The sequence below is a fragment of the Thermococcus sp. GR5 genome (genome assembly GCF_012027535.1).
GTDB classification, from domain to species: domain Archaea; phylum Methanobacteriota_B; class Thermococci; order Thermococcales; family Thermococcaceae; genus Thermococcus; species Thermococcus onnurineus.
In genome coordinates this window covers 71,790-87,842 of the sequence record NZ_SNUN01000009.1, presented here as the reverse complement: position 1 = coordinate 87,842, position 16,053 = coordinate 71,790, and the positions used below count along the sequence as shown (strand labels likewise).

Here is a 16,053-nt window from a genome sequence, read left to right as displayed (position 1 = left end):
ATGAAGGCTGTTCTCTTCGATATCGATGGAACGATACTAACTGAGGAGCCTCTGATAATGCTCTTCCTTCCGCAGGTCTACGATAAGCTCTCTAGAAAGCTTGGAATCAGCAAGGACGAGGCAAGGGAGAGATTCCTCTCAGAGATACTCGGCAGGAGGGACAGTTACGACTGGCACGATTGGAACTTCTTTTTCAAACTGTTTGACCTCGATTTGAAATATGAGGAGCTTCTCGAGAGGTATCCCCACAAACTTCAGGTTTATCCGGACACTATTCCTACCCTGGAATGGCTGAGGGATACCGGCTATAAGCTTGGTATTGTGACGAGCGGACCGAAATATCAGAGGCTCAAGCTTAAGCTCACCGGTCTTCTGGATTACTTCGACGTCGTCATTACACGGGACGACGTCAACGCCATAAAACCCGAGCCTAAAATCTTCCTCTACACCATTGAAAGGCTCGGAGTCGAGCCCGGTGAAGCTGTTATGGTCGGCGACTCCCTCAGCCAAGACGTTTATGGCGCCAAGAGCGTCGGTATGACCGCCGTGTGGATAAACCGTAATGGTGATAGGGGCTACAACATGGCTGATTACGAGATTAGAACCCTTTACGAGCTTAGAAAGGTTTTAGGTGGTGAAAGATGAAGGAAATATTCAATGCTAAGGGCCTTTTTGTTAAGTATACTGAAAAGAAGGTGAAGCTCGAGAACGGCGACGAGCTGACCCACAGGAGCGAGGAACCGACGGAGCTCTGGTGGAAGCTGAAGGAAGCTGTGAAGGGCAAGAAGGTTAGAATCATTGTCTATGAGATCGAGGAATGAGCTATGATAGCGCATCTAATAAACACCGATATCGGGAACAGAGGAGTGCTGAAGGTTTACCTCGACTACCGGAGGAAGAACTTTAATTTTTTACATAATTCTACAAAGATGTTCTTAGACAATCTCGAGCGGGTTCTCATAGTTACGGGCTTTCCCATTCCACCAATGATGGTGGCCGAAACTGACGGGCCACCGGGAGCACTGGCCATTTATCGCGCCGTTGAGATGCTTGGAGGAAAGGCTGAAATCCTGACGTATTCAGAGGTCGAAAAGGCTCTCGAACCCTTCGGCGTTTCCCTTGCCAGGACTCCTGAGCCAGAGGATTACTCCCTGATAATCAGCGTCGAGACCCCGGGTAGGGCTGCCGACGGTAGATACTACTCCATGAGTGCCCTGGAGATAAAGAGAGATCCCCTGGATGGCATCTTTCTCAAAGCGAGAGCCCTTGGAATTCCCACGATAGGGGTAGGCGACGGAGGCAACGAGATTGGCATGGGAAAAATCCGGGAGCTGGTTGTGGGTCACGTTCCACACGGAGAGAAGATAGCGAGTGTTGTCGAGACGGACGAGCTCATAGTTTCCGCCGTCTCCAATTGGGGGGCCTACGGCTTGGTTGCTCAAGCATCGATTGAAGTTGGAAGAAATCTCCTCGAGGGGTGGGACGAGAGAAGAGTTATTGAGGCCATCTCCAGCGCTGGGTTAATAGACGGCGTCTCAAAGACCTTGGCTCCGAGCGTGGACGGGATACGTTTAATGGTTCACGAAGGAATCGTTGAGCTTTTAAAGGCAGTAGTCGATGAAGCCATTTAGGTGGTTGAATGGAGCTGGACGCGTTCATAACTGATAAGAAAACTCTCAAATTGATAGAACGTGCCAGAGAATTTGCTATGAGCTTCTTTGAACGCGAGGGGACCCACGGCTTCAGCCATGTGGAGCGCGTTTTCAACCTATGTATGCACATAGGCAGAGAAGAGGGTGCGGATCTAGAAATCCTAGCTTTAGCGGCGCTTCTCCACGATGTTGCCAGACCTCTTGAGAGCGTCGGAAAGGTGGAAGACCACGCCGCTGAAGGGGCGCGGATAGCCAGGCAGTACCTGAGAAGCTTAGGCTATCCAGAAGAGAAAGTCGAGGCCGTTGCTCACGCGATAGAGGCTCACCGCTTCTCGCGCGGTCCGGAGCCGGCCACTCTTGAGGCGAAGATACTCAGCGACGCCGACAAGCTCGATGCGATAGGGGCGATAGGCATTGCGAGGGTCTTCATGTACTCAGGCGAGCACGGCAGGGACATAGAGGCTTCTCTAAGACACTTTGAGGAGAAGATACTTAAGCTCAAAGACCTCATGTACACGGAAACCGCTAAAAAGATGGCCGAAGAACGCCACCGCTTTACAGAGGAGTTCATAGAGCGTATAAGGCGCGAGATAGGGGGAGAAATCTGAACTCCCCTTTGGCCTTTTCTTCCATAATAAGGTTTTTAAAGGACTTCCAGAATTAAGGGTTAGCCCTTTAAGGTCATTCTTCAGGCTGAGGGAGGTGAGGAGATGAAGGCGCCAATCTGTGAGGTGTGTTTAAAGACCGACGACATTCTGTGCCCGGCTGATGAGAAAAAGCTTCAAGAAGGGATTATCTCCGAGCTGGATGTTAAAGTCGCGAGACTCCTATACAAGCTCATTGGCGACGCTGACGTTGAATTCAAGAAGGCCGTTGAAGCTGGCGACCTCGTAATAATCATGGTTGGCGAGGGCGACGTTCCTATAACCATCGGAAAGGGTGGCAAGAACATAAAGGCCCTTATGAGGGAGCTCGGTAAGAGGATAAGGGTCATTGAGAGCGTTGAAGTGAAAGGCACTGACGACGTCAAGAAGCTCGCCACTGACCTGCTCTACCCTGCCGGAGTCTTTGGCGTGAACATCGTTTACAAGCCGGGCGGAGGAACCTACTACAAGGTTCTCGTTCTCAGCAGGGATAGGAAGAAGCTCCCGGAGAAGGCGGAGGTTCTGGAGAGCATACTCTCCCAGATAGTCGGCCAGGAAGTTAAAATAAACTTCATTTGACTTCTTTTTTCTTAATGGAGGTTGTAGAGATGTACCGGACGCACTACTCGAGTCAGATTACGGAAGACCTAAACGGCCAGCGCGTCAAGGTTGCTGGCTGGGTCTGGGAAGTTAAGGACCTCGGAGGAATAAAGTTCCTCTGGATAAGGGACAGGGAAGGCATAGTTCAGATAACCGCACCGAAGAAGAAGGTTGACCCGGAAATATTCAAACTCATCCCGAAGCTCAACTCAGAAGACGTCATAGCCGTCGAGGGAATAGTCAACTTCACACCCAAGGCAAAGCTCGGCTTTGAAATCCTCCCCGAGAAGCTCGAAGTTCTCAGCAGGGCCCAAACACCCCTTCCCCTTGATCCGACGGGAAAAGTCAAGGCCGAGCTTGACACGAGGCTCGACAACCGCTTCATGGACGTCAGAAAGCCCGAGGTAACGGCGATATTCAAAATCCGTTCCAGCGTTTTCAAAGCGGTTCACGACTTCTTCCACGGCGAGGGTTTCATAGAGGTTCACACGCCAAAGATAATCGCCACCGCAACCGAAGGTGGAACCGAGCTCTTCCCTATGAAGTACTTCGAGAAGGACGCCTTCCTTGCCCAGAGTCCGCAGCTATACAAGCAGATAATGATGGCGAGCGGCCTCGACCGTGTTTATGAAGTCGCCCCCATATTCAGGGCAGAGGAGCACAACACCACCAGGCATCTCAACGAGGCATGGAGCATAGATGCGGAGATGGCCTTCATAGAAAACGAGGAGGAAGTAATGGAGCTCCTTGAGAGGCTCATCGCTTACACCATCAATCACGTCCGCGAGCACAACGAAAAGGAGCTTGAAACGCTGAACTTCGAGCTTGAGGAGCCGAAACTGCCGTTCCCAAGGCTGGCCTATGACAAAGCACTTGAGATCCTCGCCGACCTTGGCAAGGAGATTCCTTGGGGCGAGGACATAGACACAGAGGGCGAGAGACTTCTTGGAAAGTACATGATGGAGAACGAGAACGCACCACTCTACTTCCTCTACCGCTATCCGAGCGAGGCCAAACCCTTCTACATCATGAAGTACGACGACAAGCCGGAGATATGCCGCGCCTTTGACCTTGAATACAGGGGAGTAGAGATAACCTCAGGCGGCCAGAGGGAGCACCGCGTTGATGTCCTCGTCGAGCAGATTAAGGAGAAGGGCCTCAACCCGGAGAGCTTCGAGTTCTATCTCAAGGCTTTCCGCTACGGCATGCCTCCTCATGGTGGCTTCGGTCTCGGGGCGGAGAGACTCCTCAAACAGATGCTCAACCTCAACAACATCAGGGAAGTCGTACTCTTCCCGAGGGACAGGAGAAGACTCACACCGTAATGCCTTTATACCACCTTTTCCTTTTGGTGATTAGTTGACTACTCTTTGGAGGCTGGAGATATGAAAAAGGCTGCCGCTTTAATCCTCTTGGGTCTGATGATTTTCTCATTTGCACCTATGGCACACCTAGTAAAATCCGCAACGGTGCCCGAGTACGCCAGCATAACGGGAATCTCGCTTGGACTAAAAGACAAGGCTGTTCTGGGTCCCTTTGAGGTGCAGTTCATCGACGTTGATATGTACTGGAGCAGGCTGAGCTTCCAGGTCAACGGACCGGATGGTCCAAAGCTCTACGTTGTGGGGCAAGGCGAGTCGTTTGTTTATCCCGCGGCCGACAACCAGTACCTCAACATTACTCTGACCTGGATCAGATCTGATACCAAGACCGCCCTCATCGAGATACAGTCCCCTCTCCAGAAGTTACTCTCTGGCCAGAAGCTCAACGTGGGTGACACAATAAACCTCCCCGAGGGCTTCCCACAGATAAGCATTAAACTCACCTCAACCTCGGACACACAGGCTACCTTCCTTGTGACTCTCCCGTACGGCGAGACCCAGACCCTCGTGATAACCGAGGGCTCTGGTGGAAGCGTTAGGTATAAGCTCGGTGATGTTTACTCCTACTCCAATTACGTTTACATTCACCTCTTAAACACCACAAGCGATGGTCCGGCGACAGTTGACATCTATGTCCCCAAGGTCGCCTCGACCGACTTCAAGATAGTGAGGGAAGGCGAGGAAGAAACCGCTCCAACGACAACCGTTGAGACAGTTCTCGTTTACAATGACCTCCTTTACGTCAACGAGAAGCTCCCGATAACCGTTGACAATGTTACCTACTACGTCAAGCTCATATCAGCTACTAGAGGTGCAATTACTGTTGAAGTCTTCAAAGGTGATCAGAGCCTTGGATCAATGATCCTTGAGATAGGTGATTTTCCCAAAGACGTTCCGAACGCTCCCCTCAAGCTGTCTGTTCAGAGTGCTGAGCCCGACTATAAGAGGGCTATCATCAGGGTTTACGCTCCCATTGGTGCTCAAGTAACTCCAATCCTTAGGCAGGCCAATGTTATTGCCATGATAGATGCCGTTCCTAAGGAGATAATGCTTGGCGACAACCTCGTTGTGGCCATAAATGTCGAGAACCTTGGCAAGGGCGATGCTTACGATGTCAGCGTTGCAGCTCCAATACCAAACGACTTCGAGCTGGTCAGCATGACAAAAACATGGGCGTTTGAAACACTTCCTGCGTTTACCAAAATGCCTGCCCTTATCTACGTCCTCAAGCCAACCAAGGTTGGGGAATTTGACATTGGTAAGGTAATAGTCACCTTCTACGACGATAAGAGCCTTGAAACTGGCCAAGAGCGGGTGATATACTCCCAGCCTCTCACTGGGATCAAGGTATACGGTATACCTGCCATTGACGTCACAGCCCAGGCCTACAACGGAACGTGGGGAAGCTATGTCACCGCAAATGTGGGCGATAATGTCACCGTCAGGTTCATCCTCACGGCCGCTGATGGAAATCCGGACTACGAGTTCGTCCAGAACGCCACACTCCTCCTCGACCTGCCCAACAGCGTTGATGGCCCCACTGCCGTTGAGGTGGGCACCATAAAGGCAGGCGAAACGAAGACCGTCAAGGTTGACTTCAAGGTCCTTAAGGAGAACCTCACCAACGTCAAGGCGGTACTTGTTTATGCAGACCCGCTCGGAAATGAACACCAGCTTGAGCTCGGCAATCTCGTCACCATAAACAGCATCCCACCGAGGGTCATCGTTAAAGAAGTTCCGGTCTATCCGGGCCCGGAGGAGCTTCCAAAGTACATCAACCAGACCCTTGCCAACATGAGCGATCCAGCCCCAGTTGCCAAGGAGATAAGTGCAGTCGTCGAGAAGTACAACCCAACGACCAACTACTGGAAGGTTCTGGGAATACTCTTCCTGATACTCGCACTGGTCTTCGGAGGTTTGACCTACAAGTACTGGGACGAGTCCGAGAAGCTCAGAGAAAAGCTCGAGAGGAAGAAGCACAGGCGCCCAGGCGGACTCCCTAAGAAGGCCGAGGAAGAAGAGCGGGAAAGCTCTGAAATGGTTGAGCTCTGAGCTTTTTTCCTTCTCCTTAAATTTATAAGTCCCTTTTCTCACTCTCCACGGGATGAGAGATGTTCAGGTACAAGCAGGTCATGGTCATTAGGAAGGATCTGAAGCTCAGCAAGGGCAAGATGGCGGTTCAAGTCGCCCATGGTGCGGTGACGGCTGCTCTAAAAGCCCAGAAGGAGAAGCCAGAGTGGTTCAAGGCATGGTTCCATGAGGGACAGAAGAAGGTCGTGGTCAAGGCTGAGAACGAGAGGGAGCTCTTCGAACTGAAGGCCCATGCGGAAAAGCTGGGCATACCAACGGCACTTATCAGGGACGCGGGGCTGACGGAGATTCCCCCGGGAACAATAACCTGTTTGGCGGTAGGGCCCGCTCCAGAGGAGCTCGTTGATAAGGTTACTGGGCATTTAAAGCTGGTGTGAGGCATGGACTACCGTGAGTTCTTCTCCCAGTTCAAGTATTTGAGTGAAAAGCCCGGGATAGGTGGGAGAATAAAAGCCCAGCCGGAGGACTTCATCGTTATGGAAGAGCCTCTGAGGAGTGCCTTTGATGGCAAAAAATATGCGATTTTCCTCCTCAAAAAGCGCAACTGGGATACGATGGCGGCAGTGAAGGAGATAGCCAAACGTGCTGGAATCTCTTATAAGGACATCGGCTTCGCGGGAACGAAAGACAGACATGCCGTGACTTATCAGTACATCAGCGTGCCGCGAGATGCGAAGGAAAAAGTTGAGGCTGTTCGAATCAAAGACATCGAACTCCGCTTTGTTTCCTATGGGAGAGCTCTCAAACTTGGCCACCTACTTGGGAACCGCTTTAAAATCATCGTTCGCGACGTTGACGAGAGCGCCTTCGAGAGAACGAAGGAAATAGTGAGAGAGCTCCGCTCGAAGGGAGGCTTCCCCAACTACTTTGGTTATCAGCGCTTCGGTGAGAGACGTGTTACCAACCATCTGATTGGAAAGCTCCTTCTGAAGGGAGACTTTGAAGGTGCCGCAAGGCTCTTTCTTGGCGCCCATGGAGGGGGAATGGAAGGGGATGAGGCCAGAAAGAACTTCTGGGAGACCGGGGATGTGAACAGGGCCCTTGAAGAATTTCCCGGATTCCTCCGCTACGAGAGGGCGATGCTCTACAAGTACAAGGAAACCGGGAGCTGGCGGAAAGCCTTCCTCTCGCTTCCGCTGCCCATAATGCGTATCTTCATCCACGCCTATCAGTCATACCTCTTTAATCTCTACATCTCCCGGAGAATCGAAGAGGGACTCCCCTTGAATGAGGCTCTGGTTGGAGACATCGTCGTCCAGATTAAAGGGGGTATCCCCTACCGCGACAGAACCTACCGCGTCACAGAGACGAACATCGACTTTGTGAAGGAAAAAATCCGCAAGGGCGAAGCCATGGTTTCGGGACCGCTTTTTGGCTTCTCGATGAGACGAGCCAGGGGCATCCCCGGAAGGCTTGAAGAGGAGCTCCTCGCTGAGGAAAACCTCTCACTAAAAGACTTCAAGAGACTCCCGAAGCCAATGGCTGAGCCCGGTGGGAGGAGGGAGCTCCTCATAAGGCCCCTCGGCCTGACTTACGGCTATGTTCCGAGCGTAGGGATGTGCTTCCGCTTTTTCCTGCCTAAGGGGGTTTACGCCACGAGCGTTCTGAGGGAGATAATGAAAGATCATTAGCCACCACAAGAATGAGAAGAAACCCTTTTATCGGTGGCCGTTGAGTGGCCTCAGGGTGAGGAGAATGATTAAAGCCATATCCCTAGACATTGATGGCACCATCACCTATCCCGACAGGCGGCTTCACGAGGATGCTCTAAAGGCCATAAGGCTCGCCGAGAGCCTCGGTGTCCCGGTCATGCTTGTCACGGGCAATTCCGTGCCGTTTGCTGAGGCAATGGCAATAATGATAGGAATCACAGGACCGGTCGTGGCCGAGGATGGCGGTGCCCTCTCGGTAAAGGACGGCCGCTTGAGAAAGAGGATATACCTCACAACGATGGACGAGGAGTGGATCCTCTGGAGCGAGATAAAGAGGCGCTATCCCGAGGCGGTTCTCAGCTTCTCAATGCCCGAAAGAAAGGCGGGTCTCGTCGTACTGCGTACGATTCCAGTTGAGGCTGTTAGGGCACTCATTGAGGAGCTTGGACTCAACCTCATAGCAGTGGATTCTGGCTTCGCGATACACATCAAGAAGCCCTGGATAAACAAGGGGGCGGGCATAGAGAAGGCCTGCGAGATTCTCGGCATAAGTCCGAAAGAAGTTGCTCACGTTGGCGACGGCGAGAACGACCTCGATGCGTTCCGCGTGGTTGGTTATCGCGTGGCCGTCGGGCAGGCCCCAGAGACACTGAAAGCTGAAGCCGACTACGTGACGCAGACGACCTACGGGGAGGGAGGGGCCGAGGGGATAATGCACGTCCTACGGAAGTTTGGGTACCTCGCGAAGGAATAGGGGGAAGCTTATGGCTATGGTCTCGACCCTGAACGTGCGGATTGCGTCGCTTGAAGACGCGGCTGGAATAGTGGACGTTCACCGATCCGGAGTTGAGCGGTGGCTTAAACGAGAAGACGGAAGGGTTAGGGAGGCTAGCTATGAGGAGCTGAGCATAAGGGAGCGCTATCTCCACGGCGGCCCCTGGATGAGTATCGAGAGCTGTGCGGTTCATCTCAACAACCTCCTTCTCAATGGACATCTCCCCGTGGTCGCCGAGATAGACGGGAGAATAGTCGGAGAGGCCGAGCTTCTGATAAGCGAAGAACCAGTGCATGGGGAGATTACCAAAATAGCGCACCTGGATGTTATCGAAGTTCACAGGGAATTCAGGGGGCGCGGAATCGGGCGGGTGATTGTAGAGTTCTTAGAAGAACTGGCCAGTGATATGGGATGTACCCTTCTCACCACAAACCCCGACCCGGACGCTGTGGGGTTCTACCAGAAGATCGGCGTTTCGGAGGTTCTCTACAGGGGCTATCTCGTGAAGTTTGAGACCTCTAGCTTCCCGACGCCGGAAGAGCCAGAACTCTTTGAGTTTTCGTGGGACGACATAAAGAACATGGAAATGGCCGCAGGAAGGTTTCAGACCTCCTACCACCAATGGTTTGTCTCCTTTGTGGACAGAATAGCCGGTGTCGATGATAAGCCGCCGTTCGAAAGCGGCAGGCTTGGAAAGTCCTACTACGTGCTGAAAGGACTCTCAGGGAAAGAACATGAATCCATTCTGTTCATGTGGGGCAGGAGAGATGATATTCCACTCGCGCTGGGGCGGGCTAAAAAGCTTGGGTTCAGAAAGGTTCTCACGGTCGTGGATAGAACGAACTCCTTTAAGTTAAAGCCCGGGGTCATAGGGGAGAATTTGATACTTGGCAAGCGTCTTTGATAGGTGGGGCTACAAAAAAGAGGAAGGTCACGCCCTCAGAAACTCAAAGGCGAGGGCAACCTCCATCGCTGTTCCGAGGTGAAGGACGTCCTCATCAACGTCGAACTTCGGATGGTGGTGGGGATGAACTATTCCCTTCCCCTCGTTCCTTATTCCAAGCGCCAAGAAAGCCCCCGGAACCCTCTGGAGATAGTAGGCAAAGTCTTCTGCGCCCATCGACATCGCGACATCGCCGTGCCTGAGGCGGTACTTCTCGGCCACCTTTCTCGCGAAGTCCGCCATTGCCTTGTCGTTTATCGTTGGCGGAACGAGGTCGTTGATGCTGAACTCGGCTCGTGCGCCATGGGTTTTGGCAACGCCTTCTATTATCTCGGCCATCCTTTTCTTTATCATCTCTCCAACCTCTGGCTTGTAGTAGCGGAAGGTTCCTTTTAGGGTAACTTCCTCGGGAATAACGTTGAAGGTTGTCCCGCCGTTTATGGCCGTAACGCTAACAACTCCCGTCTCGATTGGGTTAACGTTCCTGCTCACTATCGTCTGAAGGGCCAGAACGGTTTCAGCGGCTATTGGTATGGGGTCAATTGCCTCGTGGGGAGAAGCACCATGTCCGCCCTTTCCGATTACCTTCGCTTCGAAAAAGCCAGCTCCTGCCAAAAACGGTCCGTCTCTGATGCCTATTATTCCGCTGGGCAGATCCATCCAGACGTGGAAGCCAAAGATGGCATCGACTCCATCTAGAGCTCCTCCCTCTATCATCTTCAGTGCCCCGTTGCCACCTTCCTCTGCCGGCTGGAAGATTAGGCGAACCTTTCCACCCAGCTCGTCCGCATGCTCTGCTATTATCTTCGCCGCCCCGAGGAGCATAGCAGTGTGAGCGTCGTGGCCGCAAGCGTGCATCTTTCCGGGAATCTTCGACCTGTAGGGAACGTCGTTCTCCTCCTGAACAGCGAGAGCGTCCATGTCGGCGCGGAGGGCTATGGTCTTCTCTCCATCGCCGATGTCCGCTATTATTCCGGTGCCGACGCGCTTTATTTTGTATCCCCACTCACGCAGGTGCTCCTCGACGACTCTGGAAGTCCGCTCCTCTTCGTATTTTAGCTCTGGATGCATGTGAAAGTCCCTTCTCCATGCTATTATCTCATCCTTAATTTTCAGGGCCTCTTCAATGGGGTTCATGGTATCACCGCATTAACCTCGACAAACACCCATATTAGCTTTTCGATGCCCATCTAAAGAGACCAAAAAATTTATAAATCCACCCTGGTAGGTGATTACGGCGTCGATGGGAAGTGGGCCGGTAGCTCAGCCTGGTATGAGCGCCGCCTTGGCAAGGCGGAGGCCCCGGGTTCAAATCCCGGCCGGTCCACCATCCTTGGGTTGGGCCCGTGGTCTAGACTGGTTATGACGCCACCCTGACAAGGTGGAGGTCCGGGGTTCGAATCCCCGCGGGCCCACCAGTTCTACAAACTTCGCCTGCGTGAAGTTTGATCAAGGTTGGTGATTCTTTTTTGAGGTGTTTCTTTGAGAGGATTTGCCTTTTTGAGTGTGGTTTTTGGTGAAGGATTCCTTTTTTGAAGTTGCTTTATTTGACGTGGGTTTTCTTCCGCGCTTCTTTGGAGCGCTTTAATGGTTTAAACCCGCGTTTTGAGGCTTGTGAAATGCGAATTCCAGCTTAAAATAGCAGTTTGGTAGTGCAAACCCTTTCAACTGCACCTTTGGGGAGAAGAACCACAAACTTTGATGAAACTTTGCTCTGCAAAGTTTCTTTGGTCAAGCTTTTTCTAAAAGCTTGTTCGCCTGCGCGACGTCGAGCAAAGCTCGACGCGAGGGACGATAGTCTCGTAGAGTTTCATCAAAGCTAGTATGTCGCTTTTGGATTGCTAATTCTTAGGAGTGGTTTCTACAATCAATGGCCATTTTGCAGTATTTCACTTCAATACGGCGCCCGAAGGACGTCAGAATAAAAATGAAACCCCACAAGCTGCCGTTTATATTGATAAACTCGTTGGAGGGTGCCATATTAGAGTTGCATGCCGTTCTGATTTTATGTTATATGAGCAGTAAAAACTTTCCGCCAGCGCTTGCCGAAGGCAAGGGCTAATGGGATAAGGTTTATAAGATTCCTTCCTTACCAACCGTGAGGCGAGACCGGTGGAGCGAGAGATAACCGAGGAAAAGCTCCAGAAGTACTTTAGAATCACTGAGGAGGCGCTTAGGACGCTTGAGATAGCTGTCCACGAAAAGAGTCTTTTGAGGAGCGTTGCGGAGGACTTCCTCACTATGGCGAGGAGCTATTTTGAAGACGCTAAATACTACTACAAGAAAGGCGACTATGTAACGGCTTTCGCCGCGCTCAACTACGCCCACGGCTTTATCGATGCCGGGGTAAGGCTCGGAGTCTTTAGGGGAGAAGACGATAGGCTATTTGCTTTTGGCTGAGAGGTGAGAGCGATGGGAGATTACGTAGTCGTTTTGGAGGCGCCGATTATAGTCAGGGACGTTGAAACGAGTGAGGATGCCATAAACGTTGCTGTCTCGAAGGTTGCCAAAGCGCTCAACAAGGAAAAGCTCGACTTCGTGAGGGTGGAGATTGGCTACTCCCAGTGCCCGGTCTGCGGCGCCCACTTCGAGAGCGCTTTCGTGATCGGTTCGGTCGGACTCGTAGGCATGTACCTCACGATTAAGGTTTACAATGCCCAGACCATAGAGCACGCCGAGAGGATAGCGAAGGCCGTCATCGGGAAGGCCCTCAAGAAGGTTCCGCTCAAGGTTTATGAAATTAGGGAGCTGACCGAAGAGGAAGAGGGTGAAGGAGTGGAGTTTGAGGAGTGATTGCGGCTATCCTGTCTTTTCTTCCTCAGTTCCGCCGAGATAAACAACGAGAGCCGCAAGACTGTCCAACATGTACTTCACGAGACCAAGCAGCGCCAGAATTGCCGCGCTCCAAATGCCTAGGTAATGAGTATAAGCCGCCTCGAACAGCCAGCCGACGATCATAATTAGAAGGCCAAGTACGGTGTATCCACCGGGGCATCTTTTGGCGGTTCTTAGAATCTCCTCTATAGGGATAACAAGGCGCGTGAAGTGGTAGGTGGGGGTCACCAGTGAGAGTGCGGGCATTATCATGAAAGCCACCAGCATTATTCCAAGCTCGCCGAAAATCGCTGCTAAAGATACTGCGAGGATGACGCCGATTAGAAACACCGCCAGCAGGGTCGTCAACTCCGCTATAATAAGCCCAGGAATTGAGTTGAGTCCCTTCAAGAGGGCATCTCTAAGGGCCGGCTCTGTGCCCTTCATGAGGAGGTATTCCGTGTCAACGAGAACGTAGTTGAAGTACAGCATCAGAACCGCCAGGAGGGGAAGAAGTGGAATCACCTTGTGAAGATCATCCAGTGTTCTTCTCCTAGCATCTTGAAACTTCTCGTATGTGTCCCTGTAAACCACCAAACCTTTGTATGTTGTTGTCGAGATGTTGGGACGGTAGTATTCGTTATCACAGGTCGCATTGATTCTCTCAAAGATGCCGGAATTCATTGAGTATATCTGGTGGCAGACCATTGCATCGTGCTCCTTCACCATTTGCATCTCAAAGGACTTCAGCTCGCTGTAATCTTCCATAAGGGGCTTGAAGATAGGGAAGAACAAGACATAGGTCACGAGAATGGCCAGCAGCAGGACTGCCCAGAACTTCCAACTATTGAGAGTTCTAATTAGACCGTTAGTTGAAATTGGCATAGTTACATCTGATAAAAGTACATTGAACCCTTCTTAAAATTTCTGGTGTCAAACCTCATCGGATCTCAACAAAGCTTTTAAGCACTCATTAATCAACCAACGACATAACCGATGGAGGTTTTGCCATGGCCAAGTTCATATTCGTAACCGGCGGTGTGGTTAGCGGTCTTGGAAAGGGTATAACCAGTGCTTCTCTTGGCATGCTCATGAAGGCCAGGGGTTTCAAGACGACGAACATTAAAATCGACCCTTACCTAAACTACGACGCTGGAACTATGAATCCCTATCAGCATGGTGAGGTCTTCGTCCTTGACGATGGCGGAGAGGTTGACCTCGACCTCGGCAACTACGAGCGCTTCTTGGACACGAGCCTTACCTTCGACCACAACATCACCACCGGCAAGATTTACTCGGCCGTCATTGAGAAGGAAAGAAGAGGGGATTACCTCGGCGCCACCGTTCAGGTCATACCGCACATCACCAACGAGATAAAGGAGCGCATAAGGGAGATAGCGAGGGACTACGATGTCGTCGTCGTTGAAATAGGCGGAACCGTTGGCGATATTGAGAGCATGCCGTTCCTTGAGGCGGCAAGGCAGATGCAGCTTGAGGAAGGCAGGGATAACGTTGCCTTCGTGCATGTAACCTACGTCCCCAAGCTCCGCGTTGTCGGTGAGCAGAAGACCAAGCCGACCCAGCACAGCGTCAAGGAGCTCAGAAGCTTAGGAATCCAGCCCGATGCCATAGTTGCCCGTTCCGAAGACCCACTCGAGGAGAGTGCAAGGAGGAAGATAAGCCTTTTCACAAACGTTCCACCGGAGGCCGTTATAAGCGCCTACGACGTCGAGGACACTTACGAGGTTCCACTCATGCTTGAAAAGGAGGGTCTTGCAAGATACATCACCAAGAGGCTCGGTCTCCCTGAGAGGGAGCCCGAGCTAGATGCTTGGCGCGAGATGGTGGAGAGGTACAAGTCCCTCACTGACACCGTCGAGATAGCCATCGTTGGTAAATACGTCAAGCTCTCCGACTCGTATCTCAGCATAAAGGAAGCCCTGAAGCACTCTGGCGTGGCCAACGGCGTCAAGGTCAAGATCCGCTGGGTAGAGGCAGAAGACGTTGAGAAACATGGGGTTAAGCTCCTTGAGGGTGTGGATGGCATAATAGTGCCTGGGGGCTTTGGAGCAAGGGGAACCGAGGGCAAGATGATGGCGATAAGATACGCGAGGGAGAACGACATCCCGTTCCTCGGCATATGCTTCGGCTTCCAGCTGACGGTTGTCGAGTTTGCGAGGAACGTTCTCGGCCTCAAAGGGGCACACTCGACGGAGATCGACCCGCAGACACCCTATCCCGTCGTTGACCTCATGCCGGAACAGAGGGGCCTCGACAAGCTCGGCGGCACCATGCGCCTTGGTGCTTATCCGGTCAAGATAAAGCCAAACACCCTCGCAAGGGAGCTCTATGGCAGGGAGCTCATCTACGAGCGCCACAGACACAGGTGGGAGGTCAATCCCGAGTTCATCGAGCGCTTCGAGAAAGCTGGCCTCGTCTTCAGCGGCGTAGCGGGAGACGACGAGAGGAGGATGGAGATACTCGAGCTTCCGGAAAAGCGCTACTTCATAGCAACGCAGTTCCATCCCGAGTTCAAGTCGAGGCCGATGAACCCGGCGCCTGTCTTCAGGGGGCTCGTAAAAGCAGCAAAAGAAAAGAAGTTTGGGGATTAAATTTCTATTCCCAGCCCTACCAGCTCTTCATCAACTTTTTTCAGCTCTTCCATTCTCTGGAGCTCCCTGTAGAAGGCAACCCCGCCGGCCCAGAGGAAGAAGTATAGCAGGGCGTCTAAGGGTGCCTGCACGAAGGCTGAAACGTAGGGAGCCAGGTTCTCCGGAAGCGTGAGCTGGATTATGAAGGCCAGAGGGCTGGCTATGATGGCGATGCCTATGGCTGCGACACCCAGCAGGGCGCCGAATCCAACGGTTGAGAGGACGTTCCTGAACCCTAAGCCGAATGCCTCGAAGGCGGCCCCTATGGTGCCCTTGTCCGCGTAGAGGGGGATTGCCATAGATGAGAGTCCCAAAGTGAAGGCCAGAACCAAGAACAAAAGAACCACGCCAATCAGTATGAGCACGGCTCCAGCCGGGAGGAACAGTGCCCCCACAACCATTGGAATGGTCGCGACGCTTATGAAAACGAGCATTATGAGGCTATAGATTATGTTTATCACCAGCACTCCCGGAAAATGTTTGAGTCCATCCGCAAGCAGTTCGCTGAGGCTGTAGTCCTCATCGTTAAGGTACGTGAAAATACCCTTTGTTATCCCGTACTCAACGATTGAACTTAGAACGATGGTTATGATGAGGTAAATCATCAGGCCTTTGAAAAACTCAATCAATATGTCCATCTCATCTTCCGTTATCGGCGTCCCGTATTCCTCAACTATGACATTGCCCTTTTGGATGGAGGTCTGATTGTATGTGTACTCAAAGTCACTTGGTATGAGGTATATTGACAGCAGGGCTAGGATGAGCGCCATTGCCAGGACGAGTAGGTAAAGCCTTTTGTTGGCGAGAACTATCGAGAAGGTCTTTGTAAAAGCATCTATCGCTCCCATA

17 protein-coding genes and 2 tRNA genes are annotated in these 16,053 nt (G+C 52.1%); 16 read left to right on the top strand and 3 right to left on the bottom strand.

Translation table 11 applies throughout. The features are described 5' to 3' along the window. From E3E33_RS09490 to E3E33_RS09440, 11 genes are all read left to right on the top strand, one after another. A complete protein-coding gene (locus E3E33_RS09490) occupies positions 1–645 on the top strand; it encodes a TIGR02253 family HAD-type hydrolase (RefSeq protein ID WP_167731678.1) in 645 nt (214 codons plus the stop codon). Then, positions 642–821: a hypothetical protein gene (locus E3E33_RS09485; protein ID WP_167712244.1), complete on the top strand. Its 180-nt coding sequence runs from the start codon at positions 642–644 to the stop codon at positions 819–821. Before E3E33_RS09490 ends, E3E33_RS09485 begins: the two co-directional genes overlap by 4 nt. Positions 822–824: 3 nt before the next feature. Next, complete coding sequence (locus E3E33_RS09480; RefSeq protein ID WP_012571297.1) at positions 825–1,631, top strand: DUF4392 domain-containing protein; 807 nt, start codon at positions 825–827, stop codon at positions 1,629–1,631. Positions 1,632–1,639: 8 nt separating this feature from the next. After that, entirely contained in the window at positions 1,640–2,260 is a 621-nt protein-coding gene (locus E3E33_RS09475; protein WP_012571298.1) for an HD domain-containing protein, read from the top strand. 102 nt (positions 2,261–2,362) lie between these two features. Further along, the gene (locus E3E33_RS09470) at positions 2,363–2,875 is read left to right on the top strand and encodes a KH domain-containing protein (RefSeq protein WP_012571299.1); all 513 of its coding nucleotides are present in this window, start codon (positions 2,363–2,365) and stop codon (positions 2,873–2,875) included. A 29-nt stretch (positions 2,876–2,904) separates the two neighbouring features. Beyond that, positions 2,905–4,221, top strand: coding sequence for an aspartate--tRNA(Asn) ligase (aspS, locus tag E3E33_RS09465; RefSeq protein WP_048055023.1), 1,317 nt, complete (start codon positions 2,905–2,907; stop codon positions 4,219–4,221). A gap of 60 nt (positions 4,222–4,281) precedes the next feature. Further along, positions 4,282–6,330, top strand: a complete 2,049-nt coding sequence (locus E3E33_RS09460) for a hypothetical protein (RefSeq protein WP_167710802.1) — start codon at positions 4,282–4,284, stop codon at positions 6,328–6,330. 59 nt (positions 6,331–6,389) lie between these two features. Beyond that, positions 6,390–6,746: a peptidyl-tRNA hydrolase Pth2 gene (gene pth2, locus E3E33_RS09455; RefSeq protein WP_167710801.1), complete on the top strand. Its 357-nt coding sequence runs from the start codon at positions 6,390–6,392 to the stop codon at positions 6,744–6,746. Between the two features lie 3 nt (positions 6,747–6,749). Beyond that, complete coding sequence (gene truD, locus E3E33_RS09450; RefSeq protein ID WP_167710800.1) at positions 6,750–8,000, top strand: tRNA pseudouridine(13) synthase TruD; 1,251 nt, start codon at positions 6,750–6,752, stop codon at positions 7,998–8,000. Positions 8,001–8,064: 64 nt separating this feature from the next. Further along, positions 8,065–8,775, top strand: coding sequence for a phosphoglycolate phosphatase (locus tag E3E33_RS09445; protein WP_167710835.1), 711 nt, complete (start codon positions 8,065–8,067; stop codon positions 8,773–8,775). A 10-nt stretch (positions 8,776–8,785) separates the two neighbouring features. Further along, positions 8,786–9,700: a GNAT family N-acetyltransferase gene (locus E3E33_RS09440; protein ID WP_240912070.1), complete on the top strand. Its 915-nt coding sequence runs from the start codon at positions 8,786–8,788 to the stop codon at positions 9,698–9,700. 27 nt (positions 9,701–9,727) lie between these two features. Here the strand turns inward: E3E33_RS09440 and E3E33_RS09435 are convergent, their stop codons facing one another. After that, positions 9,728–10,876: a M20 family metallopeptidase gene (locus E3E33_RS09435; protein ID WP_167710799.1), complete on the bottom strand. Its 1,149-nt coding sequence runs from the start codon at positions 10,874–10,876 to the stop codon at positions 9,728–9,730. 115 nt (positions 10,877–10,991) lie between these two features. Here E3E33_RS09435 and E3E33_RS09430 point away from each other — a divergent pair. From E3E33_RS09430 to E3E33_RS09415, 4 genes are all read left to right on the top strand, one after another. Next, positions 10,992–11,069 (top strand) — tRNA-Ala (locus tag E3E33_RS09430). 10 nt (positions 11,070–11,079) lie between these two features. Beyond that, positions 11,080–11,157: transfer RNA gene (locus tag E3E33_RS09425), tRNA-Val, on the top strand. 694 nt (positions 11,158–11,851) lie between these two features. Next, a complete protein-coding gene (locus E3E33_RS09420; protein ID WP_012571306.1) occupies positions 11,852–12,139 on the top strand; it encodes a DUF357 domain-containing protein in 288 nt (95 codons plus the stop codon). A gap of 12 nt (positions 12,140–12,151) precedes the next feature. Beyond that, positions 12,152–12,532, top strand: a complete 381-nt coding sequence (locus E3E33_RS09415) for a DUF555 domain-containing protein (RefSeq protein ID WP_012571307.1) — start codon at positions 12,152–12,154, stop codon at positions 12,530–12,532. A gap of 6 nt (positions 12,533–12,538) precedes the next feature. Here the strand turns inward: E3E33_RS09415 and E3E33_RS09410 are convergent, their stop codons facing one another. Further along, positions 12,539–13,438: a hypothetical protein gene (locus E3E33_RS09410; RefSeq protein WP_167710798.1), complete on the bottom strand. Its 900-nt coding sequence runs from the start codon at positions 13,436–13,438 to the stop codon at positions 12,539–12,541. 125 nt (positions 13,439–13,563) lie between these two features. Between E3E33_RS09410 and pyrG the strand changes: the two genes are divergently transcribed. Continuing rightward, positions 13,564–15,165, top strand: coding sequence for a glutamine hydrolyzing CTP synthase (pyrG, locus tag E3E33_RS09405; RefSeq protein ID WP_012571309.1), 1,602 nt, complete (start codon positions 13,564–13,566; stop codon positions 15,163–15,165). Here the strand turns inward: pyrG and E3E33_RS09400 are convergent. After that, entirely contained in the window at positions 15,162–16,052 is an 891-nt protein-coding gene (locus E3E33_RS09400) for a membrane protein (RefSeq protein WP_012571310.1), read from the bottom strand. The two genes, pyrG and E3E33_RS09400, sit on opposite strands and share 4 nt — an antisense overlap. Between the last annotated feature and the right edge of the window lies 1 nt (position 16,053).